This window comes from Enterobacter sp. fkY84-1 (assembly GCF_052974705.1).
On record NZ_CP169393.1, the window covers coordinates 3,541,177 to 3,567,070 of the forward strand.

Sequence of the window (25,894 nt, forward strand, 5' to 3'; positions counted from 1 at the left end):
ATGGATAAGACTATTCGAGTTGCTGAAGTTCACCTGATGGCGTGACGCGCCAGCGGTGCTGGCAAAAATAGAGCAGCGGGTTGTCCTGCTTGCTGTCGCTGTAGCCGCTGTACAGGCGCAGTGGCGTGCCGATACGTTTTTCCAGCTGGACCACTTTTTCATGCCCCAGGCAGCGCATCGTCAGCACCCAACCGCCGTAGCCGCGGGCAATTTGCGTGGCGATAAGATTCACGCGCGGTAGCCAGGGGGTATCAAAGTAGACCTGCTCCACCAGCGTCTGCGGGGAGCCGGTAATCAGCCAGATGTCGGCATCGTTCGCGTCGAGATAGCCGGTCAGGCGCGCCTGCACCACCGGGAATGCGGCAACGTGGCCGCGGAACCACTGCGCAAAATCCTGCTCGAGCTGTTTGAGGCGCGCTTCGCTGTGCCCAAACGTACATCCCCACAGCAGCAGGCTCATTGGCCATCGCGCCGCACGGCCCTTCACCAGCAGCGCGATCCCAATAACAGGTAAGAGCGGTAGCACGAGCAGCGCATTCAGAGGCTGACGCCGCAGCAGGTAACGCATAAACGTACCAAACATATCCTGCTGATGCAGCGTGCCATCCAGGTCGAAAAAGACAACGCGACGCCCGTGATTTGCCAAACCTTACTCCTCTGGGTCGTTGAAACCTAACAGCCAGGTAAACAGGAACCCGGCGATCACCGCTACTAAATAGCCTAACAGATAGAGCACCACTTTTCCGGTCACGATGGTTAATGCCAGCGGTAACCCCGAGAGACCAAAGGTGATGACGGTGGCAACTTTCCAGTAGCTGATCAGCGCCCCGCCTACCGCGCCGCCCAGACAGGCCGCGAGGAAGGGTTTACCCAGCGGCAGCGTAACGCCGAAAATCAGCGGCTCGCCAATGCCGAGCAGTCCGACCGGGAGTGCGCCTTTAATCATTTTTTTCAGACGCGCGTTGCGGGTTTTCATCAGTACCGCAATTGCCGCGCCGACCTGCCCTACACCCGCCATCGACAGGATAGGCAGCAGCGCGTTATAGCCATGCGCCTGCACCAGCTCGACGTGGATCGGTACCAGCCCCTGATGCAGGCCGGTCAGCACCAGCGGCAGGAAAGTACCCGACAGCACCGCGCCCACTAACAGGCCGCCGCGGTCAATCGCCAGCGAAGCACCGTGGGCGATGGCCTCAGAGATCCACCCGCCTAACGGCTGGAGGGCCACAATCGCTACGCTACCGGTAATCAGCGTGGTCAGCAGCGGGTTGAGGATAAGCTCAATCGAGCCGGGCAGAACCGCGCGCAGCCGTTTCTCGATCCAGCACATCAGGATGACCACCAGCAGCACCGCGATCACCCCGCCGCGGCCCGGCTGAAGCGCCTCACCAAACAGCGTAATCTGCGCCAGCTGCGGGCTGGACAAGATGCCCGCCATCACCCCGCCCATCGCCAGCGATCCGCCAAACACCTTCGCGGTATTCACCCCGACCAGAATGTTCATGATGGCGAACACCGCGCTGCCGAAGATCCCGAGAATCCCCAGCAGGTTCGGATACTGCGTGGCGAAATCCCCCACAATATCCGGCCGCTTGAGGATATTGATGATCCCGGTGATCAGGCCTGAGGCAATAAACGCCGGGATCAGCGGAATAAAGACGTTTGCCAGCTGTCGCAGCGCGTCGCTCATGGGGGCTTTGTATTTCGCCTTCGCCTGGGCTTTGGTGCGCTCAGCATCGTCAATCGATACGCTCGCACTCACGCCCATCAGCGCGCGCATGGCATCGACAACCTGCGCCGCTTTCCCTGGGCCGACGATCAGCTGGTGCTGCTGCCCCTGTTTCACGTAGCCGCTGACGCCGGAAAGCTGCTTCAGACGCGGCACGTCAAGCTGGTCGTCGTCATGCACCTCGACGCGCACGCGCGTCATGCAGTTTTCGAGACGCTGAATATTTTGTTCCCCACCAATCCCCCGCAGGATACCGCTGGCGAGCGCTGCTGTTTTGTCCATACACGCCTCTGTTAGTGTTCTAATGCCGCCCGTAAGAAACCGTTATGCGCATCGAGTTTGGCTCTTGCGGCCGCCGCATCCAGCCCGCTTAAGATCATCAAAATGGCCGGTTTAACATCGTGATCGGTCTGTTTGAGTACCGCTTCCGCCTCTTCGCGGCCTGCGCCCGTCGCCTCCATCACCATGCGGCAGGCTCTGTCCACCAGCTTGACGTTGGTGGCCTGCATATCCACCATCAGGTTCTGATACACCTTGCCGAACTTCACCATCGCGCCGGTGGAGATCATATTGAGCACCAGCTTTTGCGCGGTCCCGGATTTCAGGCGCGTGGAGCCGGTGAGCGCTTCCGGCCCGACAACTGGCGAGATAGCAATTGTGGCCACCTGCGCAATCGGTGAGCCAGGGTTGCAGGAGATGGCGACCGTCGTACAGCCGGTCTGGTTGGCGTATTCCAGCCCGCCAATCACGTACGGCGTGCGCCCGGATGCCGCCAGCCCGACCACCAGATCCTTCGCCGTTAGATTAAGATCCTTCAGGTCATCCTCGCCCAGCTGTTTGTTGTCTTCCGCCCCTTCAACGGCTTTCAACAGCGCACCGGGGCCACCAGCGATCAGCCCAACTACCAGACCATGCGGGACCCCAAAGGTTGGCGGACATTCTGACGCGTCCAGGACCCCTAAACGCCCGCTGGTCCCCGCCCCCATGTAAATAATGCGTCCACCGGTCTTGAGGGCTTCTGCAGCCGCATCGACCGCTTTCGCCACCTCGGGTAATGTCTCTTTCACAGCCTGCGCGACCAGCGTATCCTGTTGATTAAAGCGGTTAACCAGCTCCAGGGTGGAGAGCGCATCCAGATCCATGGTTTGCGGGTTACGTGTTTCAGAAACAAGTGAGCCAAGATTCATTTTTGTACCTCAAGAATTTTTAATTCATAATAATCACACTATAATGGAATATAAAATTCATTCAGGCGAGCAAAATCCGTATTTGCGCAGATAATCACATTTTCGCCAGGAGACCGTATGAACTGTTTAATTCGCATTCGCCAGCGCTACGCAGGCTTTGCCCAAAGCGACAAGAAGCTGGCGGATTTTCTGCTTTCTCAACCCGATCGCGCGCGCCATCTCAGCTCGCAGCAGCTGGCGAGTGAAGCCGGGGTGAGCCAGTCCAGCGTGGTGAAATTTGCGCAGAAGATTGGCTTTAAGGGATTCCCCGCCCTCAAGCTGGCGATCAGTGAAGCGCTGGTCAGTAACCCTAACCCGCAGTCCATGCCGGTGCATAATCAGATCCGCGGAGACGATCCGATGCGGCTGGTCGGCGAAAAGCTGATCAAAGAGAACGTGGCGGCCATGCATGCGACGCTCGATGTGAATACGGAAGAGAAGCTGCTGGAGAGCGTGGCGATGCTGCGCGGCGCGCGGCGGATCGTTCTGACCGGCATCGGCGCGTCCGGACTTGTGGCGCGTAACTTTGGCTGGAAGCTGACAAAAATTGGCCTTAACGCCATCGTCGAGCAGGATATGCACGCCCTGCTGGCGACCGTACAGGCGATGGATCCTGACGATCTGCTGCTGGCGATCTCCTATTCCGGCGAGCGCCGCGAGATCAACATGGCCACCGACGAAGTCCTGCGCGTCGGCGGTAAAATTCTGGCGATCACCGGTTTTACCCCAAATGCCCTGCAGCAGCGGGCCACGCGCTGTTTATATACCATTGCCGAGGAACAGGCCACGCGCAGCGCGGCTATCTCGTCCACCAGCGCACAAATGATGCTGACGGACCTGCTGTTTATGGCACTGGTGCAGCAGGATCTGGAGCGTGCGCCCGAGCGCATTCGCCACAGCGAAGAACTGGTAAAGAAACTGGTTTGACGCGTATAATGCCCGCCCAGTTTGTGTTGTTTCTGAGAATTTCCTGATGGCGCTGTTAATTACCAAAAAATGCATTAATTGCGATATGTGCGAGCCCGAATGCCCGAACCAGGCCATTTCGATGGGCGACAGCATTTATGAGATTAACAGCGACCGCTGCACCGAATGCATCGGCCACTATGAGACGCCGACCTGTCAGAAAGTGTGCCCGATCCCCAATACCATCCTGAAGGATCCGGCACACGTCGAGAGCGAAGAGCAGCTGTGGGATAAGTTTGTCCTGATGCACCACGCGGACAAACTTTAACTTTCGATGATCACCGTAGCGCTGGCATAGTGGCGCTCATCCGCGATCGTCACGTGGACGTGATTCACGCCGAGCTTCTCTGCCAGCTTTTGCGCCTCGCCCCATAAACGCAGGCTTGGCTTACCCAGCTCATCGTTAAACACTTCAAACTGGTTGAACGCCAGACCGTTACGAATGCCGGTCCCGAAGGCTTTGGCGGCCGCCTCTTTTACCGCAAAACGCTTCGCCAGAAAACGCACCGGCTGCTGATGCGCTTCCCAGATGGCCCATTCGTTATCGCTCAGCACGCGCCTTGCGAGGCGATCGCCGCTGCGGGCGATCACCGCTTCAATGCGGGCTATTTCCACGATATCGGTGCCTAAGCCCAGAATGGCCATTACTGACGCGCTTCCAGCATCAGACGTTTCATTTCTGCGACCGCCTCTTTCAGGCCGCTCATCACCGCGCGGCCAACGATCGCGTGACCGATGTTCAGCTCGTGCATTTCCGGGATGGCGGCAATGGCCTTCACGTTATGGTAGGTCAGGCCGTGACCGGCATTGACCTTCAGACCCAGGCTCGCCGCGTAGGTGGCCGCCTTAGCAATACGCTCCAGCTCTTTCTCCTGCTCGACATCGTTTTTGGCATCGGCATAGCAGCCGGTGTGAATTTCGATATACGGCGCGCCCACGTCGGCTGCCGCTTTAATCTGGGTGAAATCGGCGTCAATAAACAGCGAAACCAGGATACCGGCATCAGCCAGGCGCTTGCAGGCATCGCGCATTTTGTCAAGCTGGCCGGCCACGTCCAGACCGCCTTCGGTCGTGACTTCCTGGCGTTTTTCCGGCACCAGGCAGCAGAAGTGCGGCTGGGTCTCACAGGCAATCGCCAGCATCTCTTCGGTGACTGCCATCTCCAGATTCATACGGGTGTCCAGCGTCTGACGCAGAATGCGAACGTCGCGGTCAGTGATGTGGCGACGGTCTTCACGCAGGTGAACGGTAATGCCGTCGGCGCCAGCCTGTTCAGCGATAAACGCCGCCTGAACCGGATCGGGATACGCCGTGCCGCGCGCATTACGCAGCGTGGCGATATGATCGATGTTGACGCCTAACAGTAATTCAGCCATGACAATCCTCGGTTTTCTTTTCGATTCTGTGGTCTAACGTTTCGGCACAAACTGCCTGAATAATTCGCGGCTCTTTAAGGGCTTGCCGCCAAGATACGGCTTGAGGGCAATCCGGGTAAAGCGTTTTGCTGCGCGCAGGGTATCCTGATCGGGAAACTCGCGCTCATAAAGCGCCCGGAGCTGACGCCCGGTAAAGGTGCTGTTGTCGATCACGACGCTGGCAATGAAGCCTTTTTCTTCACGGTAGCGGTAGGTCATGGTGTCTTCCACTTCGTCACCGCTGCCCGCACAGTGCAGAAAATCAACCCCGTACCCAAGATGGCCCAACAGCGCCAGCTCAAAACGCCGCAGCGCAGGCTCGGGCGTACCGGTTGCGCCAGCCAGCGCCTGGATACAGTGCAGATAATCAAAGAAAAGTTCAGAGAAGCGGGTCTCATGTTCAAGAACGCGTGAGATGAGTTCGTTGACATACAGACCGCTATAGAGCGTGATGCCGGAGAGAGGAAGCGCCAGGGAGACGGCTTCGGCGCTGCGCAGGGTTTTAACTTCCCCTCGCCCACCAAAACGTACCAGCAGTGGCGTGAAAGGCTGTAAGGTACCTTTCAGGTTAGAACGTTTGGAACGTGCGCCTTTTGCAACAAGGCGCACGCGGCCCGACTCTTCCGTGAAGACGTCCAGCATCAGGCTGGTTTCGCTCCAGGGACGACTATGCAGGACAAAGGCGCGCTGCCATCCATCCATATGCTCGTCGTCTTGTGTTACTGGTCTTCGCCGTAACCGAGGCTGCGCAGAGCACGCTCATCATCGGCCCAGCCAGATTTTACTTTCACCCACAGTTCGAGGTGAACCGGCGCTTCGAACATCTCCTGCATGTCCTTTCGGGCTTCGATGCCGATGGTTTTGATCTTGGCGCCTTTATTGCCGATCACCATCTTCTTCTGCCCTTCACGCTCAACGAGGATCAGGCCGTTGATGTCGTAGCCGCCACGCTCGTTGCTCTGGAAACGCTCGATCTCCACCGTCACAGAGTACGGCAGTTCAGCGCCAAGGAAACGCATCAGCTTTTCACGGATGATTTCAGACGCCATAAAGCGCTGAGAGCGATCGGTGATGTACTCTTCCGGGAAGTGATGAATCGCTTCCGGCAGATGTTTGCGCACGATGCCCGCGATAGTATCCACGTTCAGACCCGTCTCCGCAGACAGCGGAACGATGTCGAGGAAGTTCATCTGGCTACCGAGCCACTGCAGATGCGGCAGCAGATCGGCTTTTTCCTGCACGTTGTCAACTTTGTTGACGGCGAGGATGACCGGCGTTTTGCCGTCGCGCAGCTTGTTCAGCACCATCTCGTCGTCCGGCGTCCAGCGGGTGCCTTCCACAACGAAAATCACCAGCTCCACGTCGCCAATCGAGCTGCTCGCCGCCTTGTTCATCAGACGGTTGATGGCACGCTTCTCTTCCATGTGCAGGCCCGGGGTATCGACGTAGATCGCCTGATACGCGCCTTCAGTATGGATACCGACGATGCGGTGACGCGTGGTCTGAGCCTTACGCGAGGTGATAGAAATCTTCTGCCCAAGCAGATTATTCAGCAGAGTAGATTTGCCGACGTTCGGACGTCCGACGATGGCAATAAATCCGCAATAGGTCTTTTCTTCGCTCATTCCAGCTCCAGCATTTTTAACGCCTGTTCGGCGGCAGCCTGTTCAGCCTTACGACGGCTTGAACCTGTGCCCACCACCGGTTCACTCAGGCCACTGACCTGGCAATGGATGGTAAATTCCTGATCGTGCGCTTCGCCACGAACCTGCACCACCAGATAAGATGGCAGCGGCAGATGACGGCCCTGCAAATATTCCTGCAGACGCGTTTTGGGATCTTTTTGTTTATCGCCCGGGCTGATTTCGTCCAGACGGGTCTGATACCAGTTCAGGATCAGCTTTTCGACGGTCTGGATATCGCTGTCCAGGAACACACCACCAATTAATGCTTCGACCGTATCGGCAAGAATAGATTCACGACGGAAGCCGCCGCTTTTCAGTTCACCCGGCCCAAGACGCAGACATTCGCCCAGCTCAAATTCGCGCGCGATTTCCGCAAGGGTATTACCCCGAACCAGCGTGGCACGCATGCGGCTCATATCACCTTCATCCACGCGCGGGAAACGATGATAAAGCGCATTCGCAATCACGAAACTTAAAATAGAGTCGCCTAAAAACTCGAGACGCTCATTATGCTTGCTGCTGGCACTGCGGTGGGTTAATGCCTGTTGCAACAACTCCTGATGATGAAAAGTGTAGCCCAGCTTCCGTTGAAGCCGATTAATTACGATGGGGTTCATGCGATACCAATAAATGAATGCGTCAAAAATGCAGCACACGAAACCGACCTGAGAAAACCAACGCGGTTTCGTGTGCCGTGGCACCCTTGCAGGGCCAACCTTAAACTTCGGGGGAATATTCTATACACAACGACAGGGGATGTCGTTAGTTCGAAGAGATTTATCGGTGAAATAATTCGTGTAGCCGCGTTAATTCGCGGCTACACGTTCATTTAGTGAGAATTAATGGATTCCGCCAATACGATTCAGGCGTACGCCGGTCGGCCATTCGCCTTCCTGCTTCTCAAAACTCATCCAGATTGCGGTCGCTTTACCGACCAGATTCGCTTCCGGCACAAAGCCCCAGTAACGGCTGTCCGCAGAATTATCGCGGTTGTCACCCATCATGAAGTAATGGCCTGGCGGTACAATCCAGCTTGCCAGCTGCTGGCCCGGCTGACGATAGTACATACCGACTTGATCCTGCGCGATTGGCACGGTGAGGATCCGGTGCGTCACGTCACCCAGCGTCTCTTTGCGCTCAACCAGACGAATACCGTTATCTTTGGTTTCGCCTTTCGGTACCTGGAAGAATCCGCTGCTCGCTTCGCCGCCGTTGTGACGGGCAAAGGTCTGCACAAAATCACTTGGCTCAACGTTCGAGTAAGTGATTGGTAGCGCGTTTTCACATGCAGTACCGGAGCTGCAGCCTGGCTGAACGGTGACTTCTTTCGCAACCGGATCGTAAGTCACTTTGTCACCCGGCAGACCTACCGCGCGCTTGATGTAGTCCAGGCGCGGATCTTCCGGATATTTGAACACCACGATGTCGCCACGTTTCGGATGACCGGTCTCGATCAGCGTTTTCTGGTAGATCGGATCTTTAATGCCGTAGGCAAACTTCTCTACCAGAATAAAATCACCAATCAGCAGCGTTGGCATCATTGAACCTGATGGGATCTGGAACGGTTCGTAAATAAACGAACGTACCACCAGCACAATCGCCAGCACCGGAAACACCGAGGCGCCCGTTTCCAGCCAGCCCGGTTTCGGACCGACTTTCTTCAGGGTTTTCGCGTCAATACCATCGCCAGTGGCTGCCTGTGCGGCAGCCTGACGTTCACGACGTTTTGGGGCGAAGATAAACTTATCCAGACACCACAGCAGACCTGTCACCAGGGTAGCAATGACCAGGATCAGGGCAAACATGTTCGCCATGCCAACTCCTTAGGGTTATTTGCCGTCTTTACCAACATGAAGGATGGCAAGGAATGCTTCCTGCGGCAGCTCGACGTTACCGACCTGCTTCATACGCTTCTTACCTTCTTTCTGCTTCTGCAGCAGCTTTTTCTTACGGCTGACGTCACCGCCATAGCACTTCGCCAGAACGTTTTTACGCAGCTGTTTCACGGTAGAACGCGCGATAATGTGGTTGCCAATGGCCGCCTGAATCGCGATATCGAACTGCTGACGCGGGATCAGATCTTTCATCTTCTCAACCAGCTCGCGGCCACGGTATGGCGCATTGTCGTTGTGGGTGATCAGCGCCAGCGCATCCACACGCTCGCCGTTGATCAGCACGTCCACACGCACCATGTTGGAGGCCTGGAAGCGTTTGAAGTTGTAATCCAGTGACGCATAGCCACGGGAGGTGGACTTCAGACGGTCGAAGAAGTCGAGTACCACTTCCGCCATCGGGATTTCGTAGGTCAGTGCGACCTGGTTACCGTGGTAAACCATATTGGTCTGCACGCCGCGCTTCTCAATACACAGCGTAATGACGTTACCGAGGAATTCCTGCGGCAGCAGCATGTGACATTCGGCAATAGGCTCACGCAGCTCGTGAATATTGTTCAGCGGCGGCAGCTTGGACGGGCTGTCGACGTAGATCACTTCTTTCGAGGTGGTTTCAACTTCATACACTACCGTCGGCGCGGTGGTGATGAGGTCCAGATCGTATTCACGCTCCAGACGTTCCTGAATGATCTCCATGTGCAGCAGGCCGAGGAAGCCGCAGCGGAAGCCGAAGCCCAGCGCCGTTGAGCTTTCTGGCTCGTAGAACAGGGAGGCATCGTTCAGACTCAGTTTGCCAAGCGCATCACGGAAGTTTTCGTAGTCGTCAGAGCTGACCGGGAACAGGCCCGCGTAAACCTGCGGTTTCACCTTTTTAAAGCCTGGCAGCGCTTTTTCTGCCGGGTTACGCGCACCGGTCAGGGTATCGCCCACCGGCGCACCGAGGATGTCTTTGATGGCGCATACCAGCCAGCCTACCTCGCCGCATGTCAGCTCGGTACGGTCAACCTGTTTTGGCGTGAAGATACCCAGACGGTCGGCGTTATAGACCTGTCCGGTACTCATAACCTTGATTTTGTCGCCTTTGCGCATGGTGCCGTTTTTAATACGCACAAGGGAGACAACGCCCAGATAGTTATCAAACCAGGAGTCAATAATCAGCGCCTGCAGCGGGGCATCCGGATCGCCTTCCGGGGCCGGAATATCACGTACCAGACGTTCCAGAACGTCGGTCACGCCGACGCCGGTTTTCGCAGAGCAGCGCACGGCATCGGTCGCGTCAATGCCGACAATATCTTCAATCTCTTCCGCGACGCGCTCAGGATCGGCGGCTGGCAGGTCAATCTTGTTCAGAACCGGCACAACTTCGAGATCCATTTCCATCGCGGTGTAGCAGTTTGCCAGGGTCTGGGCTTCTACGCCCTGCCCGGCATCGACTACCAGCAGCGCGCCTTCACAGGCCGCGAGCGAGCGTGAAACCTCATAGGAGAAGTCAACGTGGCCTGGGGTGTCGATAAAGTTCAGCTGATAGGTTTCGCCATCAGCCGCCTTGTAATCCAGCGTGACGCTCTGCGCTTTGATGGTGATACCGCGTTCGCGTTCCAGGTCCATGGAGTCCAGAACCTGGGCTTCCATTTCACGATCAGACAGGCCACCGCAAATCTGGATAATACGGTCAGACAGCGTCGACTTACCGTGGTCAATGTGAGCAATGATCGAAAAGTTACGTATGTTCTTCATATAGTTAAATAATTATGCCTTACGAATTCCTGGAGGCCGCTGTTCTTAGCCTGACGTTTTTCAGTGCGAAAACGCAGCATTCTACACTACATCTCCGCTACCTGGAAATGGACTTAGCGCCAGGTATAGCGTGAAGAAAGGACGTTTTCTGTTTTAAGACGTAAAAATGACAAAGCCCGATGAATCACCGGGCCTCAGAAGAGAGCGTCTCAACGCGAAGCTGGTCTGGCGCCAGCCCAACGCTGAGAATGACAGGCTGCCACTCCTCGCGCGCGGCAAGCGTCGGGGAGAGGCCTTTGGCAAGCCAGAATCCCCCCAGACCACCTAGTGCGGCACCGCACATGGCGGCACCGTCGGTGCCAAACAGCATCTGGAAAACGCCGCCCATGATAAACAGCCCGAGCAGCGGAGAGAGATAGACCAGCATGGCGGAACTGAGCAGGCTGCCTTCCGCGATGCCGAGTTCAACTTTCTGCCCGGCCATCAGCGGCTGTTCGCTCGGCACAGAAATCGTGTGCGAGGTTTGCGGCCCGAGCTTATTCAGCACGCGGCTGCCGCAACCGGCTCGGGAAGCGCAGCTATTACATGAGGCTTTTACATCGCAGCTCACCAGCGCAATGCCGTTTTGCCACGAGACTACCGTCGCCCATTCTTTGATCATTGTGCGGCCCTGAATTTAATGCTGTCGGAGATGCGCTTCGCCGTTTGCGGAGGAAGTTCCCCCACAATGGTGATCTCTGCATTATCGCGTACCGTTGTGCTCACCGTACGGCGCCCGGTACGCAGAATTTGTTCAGTGCTGTTTGCCGTTGCGCGATTGATATTCACCGAGAAGCTGAACAAACCATCGGAATAGAGGCGTGATTCCACCGGCGTTTCAATCGTTGGCAACTGGCGACGGCTGCTGGACACTTCGCTAAATCCTTGCGGGATCCAGGCAGGTACCCAGTTGAAATTAACGGAATCGCCTGCCGGAACGGAAAGCAGCGGCGGCAGGCTGGCCTTAGCCAGATTCTGCATGCTGTTGCCAACCTGGTTGTTCACGCTAAAGGAGATAACGCGGAACTGTTCCAGCGTTTCACCGTCACGGTCAAGCAGGTCTACACGCATGGGGAGTTTGGTTTCCGCGTCAATCCAGACAATATAGCTGTAGCGCGTTCCATCCCGGGCGACAACGCGGATCACCTCACACAGTCTGTCCGCAATACGCGTACGCCCTACCGAAATAAAATCGTAGTAAGGGGCAAGCCGTTTGAAGTCGGTGTAAATGAGTGACGGCAGGGAATCAACGATATAGTCGCCATTCAGCGTGAAAGGCTCCAGGCCGGGTTCGAAATAGCTGATTTCGTTACCACGCTGGACAACTTCCCGACGCGGGCCATCCATCTGTAAAAGCTGGGCGAGCGGCTGATTATCAAGACGGGCATGGCGATAGCGTAACGACTCGACGCCCTGCTTATTGATGCTGATAAATGCCAACTCGTAATTGAGTGACTGGCTGGCCAGATTCATTTGCTGCAACAACGCCCCGGATGATACATCAGCCGAGGCGTTGGCAGAGAAGAACAGGCTACCCGCCATCAGAGACATGGCGAACCAAAGTTGCTTCATTACTGCGATTGCGTTCCTAAAGTTTGGTTTCCGGGCACCTGCACAGCAGCTTGCTGTGTCTGCGCCTGCTCAAACTGAAGCTGTTCAGAGTGCAGACGACGCTGCAACTCGTAATCCTGCAACATCGCATTAATGCGACGGCGCTGCTCCTGAACCTGCTGTTGCTGGCCGCCGCTGGCGGAAGCATCAGCCGGTACGCCCAGGCTTACCGGGCTGGCTTTGCCCATCATCGGCAGTGTGTTAAACACTGGCGCTTCTGGCTGCTGATTAGTTTCAGACTGAGTATTATAGTGCTGGACGCCAACGATAACTGCAAGCGATACGCATGCAGCCACACCCATTTGGGTAAGCTGGCTGGCCCACGGACGCACCTTTTGCCAGAATGGCATTTTCTGCCACTGGTGAGGTGCGGGTTGAGCTTCAGGAATCAGCGGAGTGGTCTGATGAACAGGCTCATTCTCAATCGCCGCCATGACGCGGGCTGAGATATCGAAATGGAGAACCTCGCCGGTGTCACCGCGAAGGGTGTCACGGATGAGATGGTAACTCTCCCAGGTCTCTTGCATTTCGGGAGAATGAGACAGCTCGTTGAGCAGCTCACTATCCACCGTTTCACCATCCATTAAAGCGGAAAGTTTTTCTTTCTGCATGCCTAATACCTTTTCCAGTATCCCGCTATCGTCAACGCCTGATAAGCGGTTGAACTTTATTATCAATAGCTTCTCGCGCACGGAAAATTCGTGAACGTACCGTGCCGACCGGACAATCCATGATAGCGGCTATCTCTTCATAGCTCAGACCATCCAGCTCCCGTAACGTAATTGCCATGCGTAAATCTTCCGGGAGCGACTCGATCGTGCGAAAAACGATTTGTCTCAGTTCTTCTGACAACATTAAGTTCTCAGGGTTCGAAATTTCTTTCAATGCGCCGCCACTTTCGAAGTTTTCGGCGTCGATTGCGTCCACATCACTAGAAGGCGGACGACGGCCCTGAGCGACCAGATAATTCTTTGCCGTATTGACCGCAATACGGTACAGCCAGGTATAAAAAGCACTATCTCCCCGGAACGAATCCAGCGCGCGATAGGCCTTAATAAAAGACTCTTGCACCACATCAGGCACATCGCCTGACGGTACATAGCGGGAAACCAGGCTCGCCACCTTATGCTGGTAGCGCACCACCAGTAAGTTAAAGGCTTTCTGATCTCCCTTCTGGACCCGTTCAACCAGGACCTGGTCCGTTAACTGCTCGCTCATCCGAGGTAATGTCTCCCCAAACCTAAATTCCACGCGTTATCGAAACGCCACTCTAAAAATACCGCACTTTGAGCAAGCACCGAATTAGAGTGTCTGATCTTCAATAAGTTCCGTAACGCCTTTGTTTTTGTTCATCGCGCCGCAGACTGTTCATTTTCTCTCATTATAAGTCTGTTCACGATACGCACCACTTTCTGACAAGAAACATCTTTTTCCCGCCAGAAGAGTAACGCAACCCAGTCTTTATTTCATCACAAAATCTGACGCTAACGATCTGCTTCGCAAAATAATTTCACTCATTTACCCTCCGTTTACCTCCGCTTACGCGTTTAGCCATTGCAACACCCGTTAAAAAAAACGTGCGATAAATCGCATTCAGGTGCTATTCTGAGCCAACACTGTTTAGTAAATTAAACAACAATCATGAACACAACACCTGAACTCCATTGTGATGTACTGATCATCGGCAGCGGCGCTGCCGGTCTCTCTCTGGCGCTACGCCTGGCCGAGCATCAAAACGTTATCGTTCTGAGTAAAGGGCCGATAAGCGAGGGTTCCACGTTTTATGCCCAGGGCGGGATTGCCGCCGTGTTTGATGAGACAGACAGCATTGCCTCCCACGTCGACGATACGCTGATTGCCGGGGCCGGGATCGTGGATGCGCACGCCGCAGAGTTTGTCGCCAGCAATGCCCGCCATTGCGTGCAGTGGCTCATCGACCAGGGCGTCTTATTCGATACGCAGGTTCAACCCAACGGTGAAGAGAGCTATCACCTGACGCGCGAAGGCGGCCATAGCCACCGCCGCATCCTGCACGCAGCGGATGCCACCGGAAAAGAAGTGGAGACCACGCTGGTCGGCAAGGCGCTGAGCCATCCTAATATTCGGGTGCTTGAACGAAGCAATGCCGTTGATCTGATTATCTCCGACAAGATTGGCCTGCCGGGCACGCGTCGCGTGGTGGGCGCCTGGGTGTGGAACCGCAATAAAGAGAAGGTGGAAACCTGCCAGGCGAAGGCTGTGGTGCTGGCTACGGGCGGCGCCTCTAAAGTGTATCAGTACACCACGAACCCGGACATTGCCTCCGGAGACGGTATCGCGATGGCCTGGCGCGCCGGCTGCCGGGTGGCGAACCTTGAGTTCAATCAGTTTCATCCAACCGCCCTGTTCCATCCTCAGGCGCGCAACTTCCTGCTGACGGAAGCCCTGCGCGGCGAAGGCGCCTATCTGAAACGCCCTGACGGCACCCGCTTTATGCCGGACTTTGACGCCCGTGGCGAACTGGCCCCGCGCGATATCGTTGCCCGCGCCATCGACCATGAAATGAAGCGTCTTGGCGTGGACTGCATGTATCTTGATATCAGCCACAAGCCAGCAGAGTTTATTCGTCAGCACTTCCCGATGATTTACGAAAAACTGCTCAACCTTGGCATCGATTTAACCCGCGATCCGGTACCCATTGTGCCAGCCGCCCACTACACCTGCGGTGGGGTGATGGTTGACGATCATGGGCGTACCGATGTGGATGGTCTTTATGCTATTGGTGAGGTCAGCTATACCGGACTTCACGGCGCGAACCGTATGGCCTCTAACTCGCTGCTGGAGTGCCTGGTCTACGGCTGGTCTGCCGCAGAAGACATCACGAAACGCATGCCCTACGCCCGCGAAACAGAGCGCCTGCCTGCCTGGGATGAAAGCCGTGTGGAAAATCCGGACGAACTGGTCGTGATCCAGCATAACTGGCATGAGCTACGGTTGTTCATGTGGGATTACGTCGGGATTGTGCGCACCACGAAACGTCTTGAACGCGCGTTGCGCCGCATCACTATGCTGCAGCAGGAAATTGATGAGTATTATGCCAATTTTCGCGTATCGAATAATCTGCTGGAGCTGCGCAACCTGGTGCAGGTTGCCGAGCTAATCGTTCGCTGCGCGATGATGCGTAAAGAGAGCCGCGGGTTGCACTATACCCTGGACTACCCGGATCAGCTTGCTGAATCCGGCCCGTCGATCCTCGCCCCGCAGGTTTACATAAACAGATAAAACGCCTGGGTCAGGGCAGTGTAATCTTCGGAATAACGCTGGTCTGGCCCACGGATCACCATTCGATCGTTAAAGCATTCCCCCTCTTTCGGCGAGAGCGCCAGCAGCACGCGGTGCGGCAGTCGGCCTTCAGTATCCGAAATGTCGGTACGCAGACGCAACGTCCAGCCGATCTCCTGCGCGATACCGATGAACGTGTTGCCCGTACTCTCAGGCAGGACCACGCAGAAAAAACCCTCTTCGGAGATAAGCTCGGCCGCGCTGGTGAGCAGCGCTTTATGATCGAGGGAACGGGTATAACGCGCCTGTTCGCGCTCGGGTGTCCCGCACTCAACGCCGGGCTCGTAGTAGGGAGGGTTGCTGACGATCAGGTCGTAACGCGCGGTTTGTTCAGGCGCCCAGGCGAGCACATCCGCACATTCCACTTTTATGCGGGCTGCCCAGGGCGATTCGGCCATATTGTCACTCGCCTGCTCTGCCGCCTGCGCGTCCAGTTCGACGGCATCAATGGTGACATGCTCTTCCGTGCGCTGCGCCAGCATCAATGCCACCAGCCCGCTGCCGGTGCCGATATCAAGAATACGCTTAACCCCTGCGACAGGCGCCCACGCTCCCAGTAAAATACCGTCTGTACCGACCTTCATGGCACAGCGATCGTGAGCGACAAAAAATTGTTTAAACGTAAAACCATCGCGGCGCAGTTGCGCTTTGAGTTGAGACATGTCGGGGCAACCTTCTAAGTGAAACTGGAGTAGCATAGGGGAAAGCGAAGTGGCCGAAAAGCGATATCCATACAAACAGATGAAGATTACAGCCGTAACGTCTATAATCAGCGCCCCACACAGAGGTAGAACATGACTGTAACGACTTTTTCCGAACTTGAACTCGATGAAAGCCTGCTCAATGCACTTGAGAGCAAAGGCTTCACACGCCCGACCGCCATTCAGGCAGCGGCCATTCCGCCTGCGCTTGAGGGCCGCGATGTGCTCGGTTCTGCGCCAACCGGTACGGGGAAGACTGCAGCCTATTTGCTGCCTGTGTTGCAGCATCTGCTCGACTTCCCACGCAAAAAATCTGGCCCGCCGCGTATTTTAATCCTGACGCCGACGCGCGAACTGGCCATGCAGGTGGCCGATCACGCGCGTGAACTCGCGGCAAATACCCATCTGGATATCGCCACCATCACCGGCGGCGTTGCGTATATGAACCACGCCGAAGTGTTCAGCGAAAACCAGGACATCGTCGTTGCGACGACAGGCCGCCTGCTGCAGTACATTAAAGAAGAAAACTTCGACTGCCGCGCGGTTGAAACGCTGATCCTCGACGAAGCCGACCGTATGCTGGACATGGGCTTCGCACAGGATATTGAGCATATTGCGGGTGAAACGCGCTGGCGTAACCAGACCATGCTGTTCTCTGCCACCCTTGAAGGGGAAGCGATTAAAGACTTCGCAGAGCGTCTGCTGGAAGATCCGGTGGAAGTATCAGCCACGCCGTCCACCCGTGAGCGTAAGAAGATCCACCAGTGGTACTACCGCGCGGACAACCTTGAGCACAAGGTCGAATTGCTCAAACACCTGCTGAAGCAGGAAGACGCGCTGCGCACAATCGTGTTTGTGCGTAAGCGCGAGCGCGTGCACGAGCTGGCAGAAATGCTGCGTAACGCCGGGATCAACAACTGCTATCTCGAAGGCGAGATGGCGCAGATCAAGCGTACCGAAGGCATTAAGCGCCTGACCGACGGCCGCGTTAACGTGCTGGTTGCCACAGACGTGGCCGCTCGCGGGATCGACATTCCGGACGTCAGCCACGTCATTAACTTCGATATGCCGCGCAGCGGCGATACCTATCTGCACCGTATTGGCCGTACCGGCCGCGCGGGCCGCAAAGGTATTGCGATTTCACTGGTCGAAGCGCATGACTACCTGCTGCTGCAGAAAATTGGCCGCTATATTGATGAGCCGCTGAAAGCGCGGGTTATTGATGGCTTGCGCCCAACCACACGTGCGCCGAGTGAAAAAATGACGGGTAAACCGTCCAAGAAAGCGCTCGCGAAACGTGCTGAGAGAAAAGAGAAAGAAAAAGAGAAACCGCGCGTGAAGCAGCGTCACCGCGACACCAAAAATATTGGTAAGCGCCGTAAGCCAAGCTCTGCCGCATCAGAGACAAAAACGGAAGAGTAAAAAAAGCCGGGGAAATCCCCGGCTTTTTTATTCATCCCCGTAGCTGAAGCCTTACAGGCTTTCAGTAAAGGTACGCGCGATAACGTCGCGCTGCTGTTCTGGGGTCAGAGAGTTGAAGCGTACCGCATAACCAGACACGCGAATGGTCAGCTGCGGGTATTTTTCTGGGTGCTCAACCGCGTCCATCAGCGTTTCGCGGCGCAGTACGTTTACGTTAAGGTGCTGACCACCTTCCACGCGCACTTCTGGCTTCACTTCCATTGGAATTTCACGGTACTCGATTTCGCCCAGTTTGCTCACCGACACGATTTCATCTTCAGCAAAACCCGCTTTCGCGACGACACAGCGCGCTTCGTTTTTCTCGCTGTCCAGCAGCCAGAAAGAGTTGAGCAGATCGTCATTTGCAGCTTTAGTAATCTGGATACCTGTAATCATGTGTTGCCTCCCTAGGCTACATTAACTGATGTCGGCCTCTCGCGGCCAATTGGTAAAACCATTGTTTCTTGTGTGTATATATATCATTCACACCCCGGCGATTTATTGATTTAAATCAACAAAAATACCAACCACATAAAGAGTGTGGTTTGAATTTATTGCTTAAGATCAATTTTATGACCTTACCAATTCAATTTATCCTGCACATTTTCAACATAAATTTAGCCACTTAGCGCACATTTCGGCGTGGAATTTTGCTCACCGGGCTTTAGCAGGTAAGCTAGTCAGAGATTGAGATTCGCAGGAGAGCGAGATGACGACACCTTTAACCTGGCATGACGTGCTGGCAGAAGAAAAGCAGCAGCCCTATTTTATCAATACGCTCAACACCGTTGCGGCTGAGCGTCAGTCCGGACAGACGATTTACCCACCGCAGAAAGATGTGTTCAACGCCTTTCGCTACACCGAACTGAGCGATGTGAAAGTGGTTATTCTGGGCCAGGATCCCTATCACGGTCCGGGCCAGGCGCATGGGCTGGCGTTTTCCGTACGTCCGGGCGTGGCGATCCCCCCTTCTCTGCTCAATATGTATAAAGAGCTTGAAGGAACCGTGCCCGGGTTTACCCGACCAAACCACGGCTACCTGGAAAGCTGGGCGCGCCAGGGCGTGTTGTTATTGAACACGGTACTCACCGTGCGGGCCGGCCAGGCGCACTCGCATGCCAGCCTGGGCTGGGAGACGTTCACCGATAAAGTCATCAGCCTGATCAACGAACACCGTGAAGGGGTCGTGTTTTTACTCTGGGGATCGCATGCGCAGAAGAAAGGGGCGATTATTGACCGCCAGCGTCATCACGTGTTGAAAGCGCCGCACCCGTCACCGCTGTCTGCACATCGCGGTTTCTTTGGCAGTAATCATTTTGTTCTGGCGAACGAATGGCTGGAAAAACGTGGCGAAACGCCAATTGACTGGATGCCTGTGTTACCGGCAGAGAGCGAGTAGTATTTGAATGTGCCGGGTCAGGCCCGGCACATGAAGAGGCTTATGCCTTATTCTGACGCCACCATTCGGCCAGCAGTACGCCGGTTGCAACGGATACGTTCAGACTTTCCACATTGCCTGTCCCATCGATTGAGACGCTCAGATCCGCACTGGAGAGCGCTGCATCAGACAGACCATCGCGTTCCTGACCCAGCACCAGCACCATCTTGCGTGGCAGCGTCGCTTTAAACAGCGGCGTACCGGCATGGCTCGAGGTAGTCACGATGGAATAACCCGCTTTACGGAACTGCTCAAGGGCATCCAGCACGCTATCGCCGGTGATCGGCTGTACGTGCTCGGCTCCGCCTTCCGCAGTACGGATCGCAGCGCCGGATTCCAGCAGCGCGGCATCCTGCAGCAGCACGCCTTTCACGCCAAAGTGCGCGCAGCTACGCATCATTGCGCCCAGGTTATGCGGGTTGCCCACATCTTCCAGCGCCAGCACGCAGTCATCGGCATCCGCCTGACTGACCCACTGCTGAACGGTCGTTCCGTTACGTTTTTTGATCAGGAAGCAGACGCCGCCGTGGTGCTCGGTACCGGATGCTTTGGTCAGCTCGGCATCATCAACCACGTGGTAGGCTTTGCGGTTTGCCGCCATCCAGCGCAGCGCTTCTTTAAAGCGCGGGGTTACGCTCTGGATGAACCAGGCGCGGACAATACATTCAGGACGGCTCTGGAACAGCGCCTGGCAGGCGTTCTCGCCATACACGCGGGTCTCTTCCGCACGCTGACGGCGCAGCACTTCCGGGTCGATAAAGCTTTTACCGCTGATACCGCCGTGATCGGCCTTTTCTGGCGTTTCGTCGCCAGGGGCACGAGAAACGGTGCGCCACGGGGAGGCGTTATCACGTGAGAAGTCATCCCGCGGACGGTCATCGCGTTTGCGATCGTCACGCTTGCGGTCATCACGTTTGCGGTCATCACCGCGGTTGTTTCTGTCATCGCGGGCGGGGCGACGGCCACCGTCTGCACGAGAAGACGCCGGACGCCCGCCACCTTTTCCGGTACGCGGATTTTGGGTGCGTTTATCAGAGTCATCATCACTGCGGACATACATCACTTTGACCTTGCCGCTTTTGTTTTTCATTTCGTCGTTCATGCTTTTCTCCACCAGCGCTGCGCGAAGCGCGCAGATTACCCGATGTGCCAGCGCATAGCCATAATTTCGTACAAAAGCCTGTGACTATTGTTCTCATTGAATAAAACGCATTGTTGTTTCAAACAAGCTCATTGATAATATGTAACATATTAGAAACATTATCGGCATCTTGCCGCTGTCCCACGGCTCTATCAGAGGTTAGTTATGAATACCGTATGTGCCAACTGTCAGGCTCTTAACCGCATTCCGGACGATCGGATTGAAGATGGTGCGAAATGCGGACGTTGTGGCCATGAATTGTTTGATGGCGATGTCATTAACGCGACGGGTGCTACGCTGGACAAACTCCTCAAGGACGATCTGCCTGTCGTAGTGGATTTCTGGGCGCCCTGGTGTGGCCCATGCCGAAGCTTCGCGCCGATCTTCGAAGACGTGGCCGAAGAACGCAGCGGGAAAATACGTTTCGTTAAGGTCAATACTGAAGCTGAAGCTGAACCTGAACTGAGCGCCCGTTTTCGCATTCGCAGCATCCCGACGATTATGATTTTCAAAAAGGGTGAAGTGGTCGACATGCTCAACGGTGCGGTGCCTAAAGCCCCGTTTGATAGCTGGCTTAACGAATCACTGTAACATTCACGGGGCACATCTTGTGCCCCGTTCCCGCCTCTGCGAAAATAGGGTTTTTCCTGCATTTCGCCCATGACTGATAACGCTGTTCTTCAATTACGCGCCGAACGCCTTGCGCGCGCCACCCGTCCGTTCCTCGCGCGCGGAAACCGTATTCGCCGCTGTCAGCGTTGCCTGCTGCCGCTGAAGGTTTGCCTGTGCGAGACGCTGACCCCAAGTTCGGCACAGAGCCGTTTTTGTCTGGTCATGTTTGATACCGAGCCGATGAAGCCCAGCAATACTGGTCGCCTGATTGCCGATATTCTGCCGGATACCGCGGCGTTTCAGTGGTCCCGCACGGAGCCCCCTCAGGCCCTGCTCGACTTAGTGGCAAGCCCGGACTATCAGCCGATGGTCGTTTTCCCCGCGTCATATGCAGGTGTCGATCGCCAGGTGCTTTCGACGCCGCCATCCGGTAAACCGCCGTTGTTTATTATACTGGACGGCACCTGGACCGAAGCGCGAAAAATGTTTCGCAAAAGCCCTTATCTCGACGCACTGCCGGTGATTTCTGTCGATCTTTCCCGCGTCTCCGCCTACCGCCTGCGTGAAGCGCATGCTGACGGGCAATACTGCACCGCCGAAGTGGCCATTGCGCTTCTGGATCTGGCGGGTGATACCGCTGCGGCTGGCGCCCTGGGCAACCATTTCTCCTGTTTCCGGGAACGCTATCTGGCGGGAAAAACCGTTCATAAGGGCAGCGTCACAGCAGCCGAGACGGAAAGCGTTTAAAATCATCAGGTCGCTTGCATTCACAGGAGGCCTGCATGAGCCAGCGAGGGTTAGAAGCGCTACTTCGTCCTAAATCCATTGCCGTCATCGGCGCATCAATGAAACCGGATCGTGCTGGCTATCTGATGATGCGCAACCTGCTGGCCGGAGGATTTAATGGACCCGTCATGCCCGTCACGCCCGCGTATAAGGCAGTTCAGGGAGTGCTTGCATGGCCTGATGTACAGAGCCTGCCTTTCGTACCGGATCTGGCCGTACTGTGTACAAACGCGAAACGGAATCCGGAGCTGCTGGAATCGCTAGGCAAGAAAGGCTGTAAAACCTGCATTATTCTCTCGTCTCCGCCTGAACAGAAAGCCGAGCTTCTGGCCTGCGCCAGCCGCTATCAAATGCGCATTCTTGGACCAAACAGTCTCGGCCTGCTCGCCCCCTGGCAGGGCTTAAATGCCAGCTTCTCTCCGGTTCCGATCCGCAAAGGCAAGCTCGCGTTTATCTCGCAGTCGGCTGCGGTATCGAACACCATCCTCGACTGGGCGCAGCAGCGTGAAATGGGATTCTCCTACTTCATTGCTCTCGGCGACAGTCTGGATATCGACGTTGATGAGCTGCTGGATTTTCTGGCGCGCGACGGTAAAACCAGTGCGATTCTGCTTTATCTTGAGCACCTCAGCGACGCGCGTCGTTTTGTCTCGGCGTCGCGAAGCGCGTCGCGCAATAAGCCGATCCTGGTAATCAAAAGTGGGCGCAGCCCTGCGGCTCAGCGTCTGCTGCAGTCGCATTCCGGCATGGATCCCGCCTGGGACGCCGCTATTCAGCGCGCGGGTTTGCTGCGGGTGCAGGATACGCACGAGCTTTTTTCCGCCGTTGAAACGTTAAGCCATATGCGCCCGTTGCGCGGCGAGAAATTAATGATTGTCAGTAACGGCGCCGCTCCTGCCGCACTCGCGCTGGATGAGCTGTGGCGGCGCTTCGGCAAGCTGGCCACGCTGAGTGAAGAGACGCTGCAGCGCCTGAAAGACGCGCTTCCGACCAGCGTGACGCCCGGCAATCCGCTTGATTTACGCGATGATGCCAGCAGCGACCGCTATATCAGGGCCATTTCCATTTTGCTGGATAGCCAGGATTTCGACGCGCTGATGATTATCCACTCCCCCAGCGCGGTCGCGCCGGGCAGCGAAAGCGCGCGCGCGCTCATTGATGCTGTGCGCAATCATCCGCGAGGCAAATATGTCACCCTGCTCACCAACTGGTGCGGTGAGTTTTCTTCGCAGGAGGCGCGACGCCTGTTCAGCGAAGCCGGACTGCCAACCTACCGCACGCCGGAAGGCACCATAACCGCGTTTATGCATATGGTGGAATATCGCCGCAACCAGAAACAGCTCCGCGAGACGCCGGCGTTGCCCGGGAATTTGACAGCCAATACCGTTGACGTTCACCGGCTGTTGCAGCAGGCGATTGAAGAGGGCGCGACGTCGCTGGATACGCATGAAGTCCAGCCCATTCTGGGCAGCTACGGGATGCAGACCCTGCCGACCTGGATCGCCAGCGACAGCGCTGAGGCCGTGCATATTGCCGAGCAGATTGGCTATCCGGTTGCCCTGAAGCTGCGTTCGCCGGATATTCCGCATAAGTCTGACGTTCAGGGGGTGATGCTCTACCTGCGGACGGCGGCAGAGGTGCAGCAGGCAGCCGATGCCATCTTCGATCGGGTCAAAATGGCCTGGCCGCAGGCAAGGATCCACGGCTTGCTGGTGCAAAGCATGGCTAACCGCGCAGGCGCTCAGGAGTTACGCGTGGTGGTCGAACACGATCCCGTTTTCGGCCCGCTCATCATGCTGGGTGAAGGCGGCGTGGAGTGGCGCCCGGAGGAGCAGGCCGTCGTGGCGCTACCGCCGCTGAACATGAACCTGGCGCGTTATCTGATCATCCAGGCGATTAAAAGCAAAAAGATCCGCGGCCGGAGCGCGCTGCGTCCGCTTGATATTGCCGGGCTAAGTCAGTTCCTGGTACAGGTCTCTAACCTGATTGTGGATTGCGCCGAGATCCAGCGGCTGGATATTCATCCGCTGCTCGCCTCCGGCAATGAGTTTACGGCGCTGGACGTGACCCTGGATATCGCGCCCTTTGAAGGAGACAGAGAGAGCCGTCTGGCGATCCGCCCGTATCCCCTGCAGCTGGAGGAGTGGGTTGAGATGAAAAATGGGGAACGCGCCTTGTTCCGCCCTATTCTGCCGGAAGATGAGCCCCAACTGCGGGCCTTTATCTCTCAGGTCACAAAAGAGGATCTTTATTATCGCTATTTTAGCGAAATCAACGAATTTACCCACGATGATTTAGCCAATATGACCCAGATCGACTACGATCGAGAAATGGCGTTTGTTGCCGTTCGTCGCGCCGATGAGGGTGATGAGATCCTCGGCGTCACGCGTGCCATTTCTGACCCGGATAACGTCGATGCGGAGTTTGCCGTGCTGGTGCGCTCCGATCTTAAAGGTCTGGGCCTGGGAAGACGACTGCTGGAAAAACTCATCAGTTATACGCGAGATCACGGATTGTTACGCCTTAATGGCATTACTATGCCTAACAATCGCGGTATGGTGACCCTGGCGCGAAAACTTGGGTTTGACGTTGATATTCAGCTGGACGAAGGTATTGTTGCCTTATCCCTCAGTCTGACATCAGCAGACAAACGCGAGTAAGCTACTGGAAATGTTACCCACTTTGGACGGGACTGGTGGTATCATTGTCCGCTTATGTTGTTTGCATAGTACAGACAACCCTTCAATGAACAGAGAAGAAACGCACTGTGATGTTGTCAAAATTTAAGCGTAATAAACATCAACAACACCTTGCTCAACTACCGAAGATTTCTCAGTCAGTTGATGATGTAGAGTTCTTTTACGCTCCCGCTCATTTTCGGGAGACGCTTCTGGAAAAGATAGCCAGCGCCACGCGACGCATTTGCATTGTGGCACTGTATCTTGAACAGGATGAAGGCGGGCGCGCGATCCTGAACGCGCTCTATGAAGCCAAACGTCAGCGTCCGGAACTGGATGTTCGCGTGCTGGTAGACTGGCATCGCGCCCAGCGTGGCCGTATTGGCGCTGCCGCATCAAACACCAATGCTGACTGGTATTGCCACACGGCGCAGGAAAATCCTGGCGTTGACGTGCCTGTTTATGGCGTCCCGGTGAATACCCGTGAAGCGCTCGGCGTTCTTCATTTCAAGGGGTTCATCATTGATGACAGCGTGCTTTACAGCGGCGCCAGCCTCAATGATGTCTACCTTCATCAGCTCGATAAATATCGCTATGACCGCTACCATCTGATCCGTAATCCGCAGATGGCCGATATCATGTTCAACTGGGTTGATAAAAATCTGGTTCATGGCCGTGGCGTTAATCGTCTTGACGATCCCGAGCGCCCTAAAAGCCCGGAGATCAAAAACGATGTTCGCGCCTTCCGCCAGGAGCTGCGCGATGCGGTCTATCATTTCCAGGGCGATGCGAACAACGAAGAGTTATCCGTTACCCCGCTGGTAGGGCTCGGCAAATCAAGCCTGCTGAACAAAACGATTTTCCATCTGATGCCGTGCGCGGAGCAGAAACTGACTATCTGCACGCCGTATTTCAACCTTCCTGCCGTGCTGGTGCGTAATATCATTCAGCTGCTGCGCGAGGGTAAAAAAGTAGAGATCATCGTGGGTGATAAAACGGCAAATGACTTCTTCATTCCCGAAGATCAGCCGTTTAAAATCATTGGTGCGCTGCCTTATCTCTATGAGATTAACCTGCGTCGTTTCCTGAGCCGCTTACAGTATTACGTCAACACTGACCAGCTGGTTGTGCGTCTCTGGAAAGATGAAGACAATAGTTACCATCTCAAAGGCATGTGGGTCGACGATGAGTGGATGCTGCTGACAGGTAACAACCTGAATCCGCGCGCATGGCGACTGGATCTGGAAAACGCTATCCTGATCCATGACCCGCAGCATGAGTTAGCCGCCCAACGTGAGCGCGAGCTGGAGCTGATTCGCACCCATACGACCGTGGTGAATCACTACCGCGAACTGCAGAGCATTGCCGATTATCCGGTAAAAGTTCGCAAGCTTATTCGCCGCTTACGTCGTATCCGTATCGACCGACTTATCAGCCGTATTCTGTAATATCCAGG

At 55.7% G+C, this 25,894-nt stretch carries 27 protein-coding genes; 9 read left to right on the top strand and 18 right to left on the bottom strand.

The window, feature by feature from the left end:
* Nucleotides 1-10: 10 nt before the first annotated feature.
* The 3 genes from yfhb to murQ are packed head-to-tail and all read right to left on the bottom strand — an operon-like array spanning nt 11 to nt 2,916.
* The gene (gene yfhb / locus ACEPLT_RS16840; RefSeq protein ID WP_021241877.1) at nt 11-646 is read right to left on the bottom strand and encodes a phosphatidylglycerophosphatase C; all 636 of its coding nucleotides are present in this window, start codon (nt 644-646) and stop codon (nt 11-13) included.
* 3 nt (nt 647-649) lie between these two features.
* Nucleotides 650-2,011, bottom strand: coding sequence for a PTS transporter subunit EIIC (locus tag ACEPLT_RS16845; protein WP_232928982.1), 1,362 nt, complete (start codon nt 2,009-2,011; stop codon nt 650-652).
* 11 nt (nt 2,012-2,022) lie between these two features.
* Nucleotides 2,023-2,916, bottom strand: coding sequence for an N-acetylmuramic acid 6-phosphate etherase (murQ, locus tag ACEPLT_RS16850; protein WP_032653058.1), 894 nt, complete (start codon nt 2,914-2,916; stop codon nt 2,023-2,025).
* Between the two features lie 117 nt (nt 2,917-3,033).
* On the opposite strand from murQ, the gene ACEPLT_RS16855 reads away from it, so the two are divergent.
* Nucleotides 3,034-3,882 (top strand): MurR/RpiR family transcriptional regulator, encoded by an 849-nt coding sequence (locus ACEPLT_RS16855; protein ID WP_008502176.1) that lies wholly within the window; start codon nt 3,034-3,036, stop codon nt 3,880-3,882.
* 46 nt (nt 3,883-3,928) lie between these two features.
* Complete coding sequence (locus tag ACEPLT_RS16860; RefSeq protein ID WP_008502177.1) at nt 3,929-4,189, top strand: YfhL family 4Fe-4S dicluster ferredoxin; 261 nt, start codon at nt 3,929-3,931, stop codon at nt 4,187-4,189.
* Here ACEPLT_RS16860 and acpS read toward each other — a convergent pair.
* From acpS to rseD, 12 genes are all read right to left on the bottom strand, one after another.
* Nucleotides 4,186-4,566, bottom strand: a complete 381-nt coding sequence (acpS, locus tag ACEPLT_RS16865; RefSeq protein ID WP_008502178.1) for a holo-ACP synthase — start codon at nt 4,564-4,566, stop codon at nt 4,186-4,188. The two genes, ACEPLT_RS16860 and acpS, sit on opposite strands and share 4 nt — an antisense overlap.
* Nucleotides 4,566-5,297, bottom strand: a complete 732-nt coding sequence (gene pdxJ, locus ACEPLT_RS16870; protein WP_032675348.1) for a pyridoxine 5'-phosphate synthase — start codon at nt 5,295-5,297, stop codon at nt 4,566-4,568. The genes acpS and pdxJ overlap by 1 nt, the downstream gene beginning before the upstream one ends.
* A 33-nt stretch (nt 5,298-5,330) precedes the next feature.
* Nucleotides 5,331-6,038, bottom strand: a complete 708-nt coding sequence (gene recO, locus ACEPLT_RS16875) for a DNA repair protein RecO (RefSeq protein WP_193147949.1) — start codon at nt 6,036-6,038, stop codon at nt 5,331-5,333.
* Between the two features lie 17 nt (nt 6,039-6,055).
* Complete coding sequence (era, locus tag ACEPLT_RS16880; protein ID WP_008502181.1) at nt 6,056-6,961, bottom strand: GTPase Era; 906 nt, start codon at nt 6,959-6,961, stop codon at nt 6,056-6,058.
* Entirely contained in the window at nt 6,958-7,638 is a 681-nt protein-coding gene (rnc, locus tag ACEPLT_RS16885; protein WP_003860711.1) for a ribonuclease III, read from the bottom strand. The genes era and rnc overlap by 4 nt, the downstream gene beginning before the upstream one ends.
* Before the next feature lie 222 nt (nt 7,639-7,860).
* Complete coding sequence (gene lepB, locus ACEPLT_RS16890; RefSeq protein WP_008502182.1) at nt 7,861-8,835, bottom strand: signal peptidase I; 975 nt, start codon at nt 8,833-8,835, stop codon at nt 7,861-7,863.
* Nucleotides 8,836-8,850: 15 nt separating this feature from the next.
* The gene (gene lepA, locus ACEPLT_RS16895; protein ID WP_008502183.1) at nt 8,851-10,650 is read right to left on the bottom strand and encodes a translation elongation factor 4; all 1,800 of its coding nucleotides are present in this window, start codon (nt 10,648-10,650) and stop codon (nt 8,851-8,853) included.
* A gap of 184 nt (nt 10,651-10,834) precedes the next feature.
* Nucleotides 10,835-11,311 carry a SoxR-reducing system protein RseC gene (rseC, locus tag ACEPLT_RS16900; protein ID WP_008502184.1) on the bottom strand — a complete coding sequence of 159 codons (477 nt, stop codon included), beginning with the start codon at nt 11,309-11,311 and terminating at the stop codon, nt 10,835-10,837.
* Nucleotides 11,308-12,261: a sigma-E factor regulatory protein RseB gene (gene rseB / locus ACEPLT_RS16905; RefSeq protein WP_008502185.1), complete on the bottom strand. Its 954-nt coding sequence runs from the start codon at nt 12,259-12,261 to the stop codon at nt 11,308-11,310. The genes rseC and rseB overlap by 4 nt, the downstream gene beginning before the upstream one ends.
* On the bottom strand, nt 12,261-12,911 hold the full coding sequence (rseA, locus tag ACEPLT_RS16910) for an anti-sigma-E factor RseA (RefSeq protein WP_008502186.1): 651 nt from the start codon (nt 12,909-12,911) through the stop codon (nt 12,261-12,263). Before rseA ends, rseB begins: the two co-directional genes overlap by 1 nt.
* Before the next feature lie 31 nt (nt 12,912-12,942).
* Entirely contained in the window at nt 12,943-13,518 is a 576-nt protein-coding gene (rpoE, locus tag ACEPLT_RS16915) for an RNA polymerase sigma factor RpoE (RefSeq protein WP_006176728.1), read from the bottom strand.
* A complete protein-coding gene (gene rseD / locus ACEPLT_RS16920; RefSeq protein ID WP_223605340.1) occupies nt 13,515-13,598 on the bottom strand; it encodes a rpoE leader peptide RseD in 84 nt (27 codons plus the stop codon). Before rseD ends, rpoE begins: the two co-directional genes overlap by 4 nt.
* 343 nt (nt 13,599-13,941) lie before the next feature.
* Between rseD and nadB the strand changes: the two genes are divergently transcribed.
* Nucleotides 13,942-15,561 carry an L-aspartate oxidase gene (nadB, locus tag ACEPLT_RS16925; protein ID WP_025912839.1) on the top strand — a complete coding sequence of 540 codons (1,620 nt, stop codon included), beginning with the start codon at nt 13,942-13,944 and terminating at the stop codon, nt 15,559-15,561.
* On the opposite strand, the gene trmN is transcribed toward nadB, so the two are convergent.
* Nucleotides 15,546-16,283 carry a tRNA(1)(Val) (adenine(37)-N(6))-methyltransferase TrmN gene (gene trmN / locus ACEPLT_RS16930; RefSeq protein ID WP_123923495.1) on the bottom strand — a complete coding sequence of 246 codons (738 nt, stop codon included), beginning with the start codon at nt 16,281-16,283 and terminating at the stop codon, nt 15,546-15,548. The two genes, nadB and trmN, sit on opposite strands and share 16 nt — an antisense overlap.
* 132 nt (nt 16,284-16,415) lie before the next feature.
* Between trmN and srmB the strand changes: the two genes are divergently transcribed.
* A complete protein-coding gene (gene srmB, locus ACEPLT_RS16935; RefSeq protein WP_055321212.1) occupies nt 16,416-17,744 on the top strand; it encodes an ATP-dependent RNA helicase SrmB in 1,329 nt (442 codons plus the stop codon).
* 51 nt (nt 17,745-17,795) lie between these two features.
* On the opposite strand, the gene grcA is transcribed toward srmB, so the two are convergent.
* Nucleotides 17,796-18,179 (bottom strand): autonomous glycyl radical cofactor GrcA, encoded by a 384-nt coding sequence (gene grcA, locus ACEPLT_RS16940; RefSeq protein WP_232928971.1) that lies wholly within the window; start codon nt 18,177-18,179, stop codon nt 17,796-17,798.
* 313 nt (nt 18,180-18,492) lie between these two features.
* Between grcA and ung the strand changes: the two genes are divergently transcribed.
* On the top strand, nt 18,493-19,182 hold the full coding sequence (gene ung, locus ACEPLT_RS16945) for a uracil-DNA glycosylase (RefSeq protein ID WP_023294333.1): 690 nt from the start codon (nt 18,493-18,495) through the stop codon (nt 19,180-19,182).
* A 40-nt stretch (nt 19,183-19,222) separates the two neighbouring features.
* On the opposite strand, the gene ACEPLT_RS16950 is transcribed toward ung, so the two are convergent.
* Entirely contained in the window at nt 19,223-20,323 is a 1,101-nt protein-coding gene (locus ACEPLT_RS16950) for a tRNA/rRNA methyltransferase (protein WP_008502192.1), read from the bottom strand.
* A 204-nt stretch (nt 20,324-20,527) separates the two neighbouring features.
* Between ACEPLT_RS16950 and trxC the strand changes: the two genes are divergently transcribed.
* The 4 genes from trxC (at nt 20,528) to pssA (ending at nt 25,886) form a co-directional block, all read left to right on the top strand.
* A complete protein-coding gene (gene trxC, locus ACEPLT_RS16955; protein ID WP_447088289.1) occupies nt 20,528-20,953 on the top strand; it encodes a thioredoxin TrxC in 426 nt (141 codons plus the stop codon).
* A gap of 69 nt (nt 20,954-21,022) precedes the next feature.
* Nucleotides 21,023-21,721 (top strand): tRNA-uridine aminocarboxypropyltransferase, encoded by a 699-nt coding sequence (tapT, locus tag ACEPLT_RS16960; protein WP_032675355.1) that lies wholly within the window; start codon nt 21,023-21,025, stop codon nt 21,719-21,721.
* A 35-nt stretch (nt 21,722-21,756) separates the two neighbouring features.
* Nucleotides 21,757-24,420 (top strand): bifunctional acetate--CoA ligase family protein/GNAT family N-acetyltransferase, encoded by a 2,664-nt coding sequence (locus ACEPLT_RS16965; protein ID WP_063616232.1) that lies wholly within the window; start codon nt 21,757-21,759, stop codon nt 24,418-24,420.
* Between the two features lie 110 nt (nt 24,421-24,530).
* Nucleotides 24,531-25,886 carry a CDP-diacylglycerol--serine O-phosphatidyltransferase gene (gene pssA / locus ACEPLT_RS16970; RefSeq protein WP_232929103.1) on the top strand — a complete coding sequence of 452 codons (1,356 nt, stop codon included), beginning with the start codon at nt 24,531-24,533 and terminating at the stop codon, nt 25,884-25,886.
* Nucleotides 25,887-25,894 lie beyond the last annotated feature (8 nt).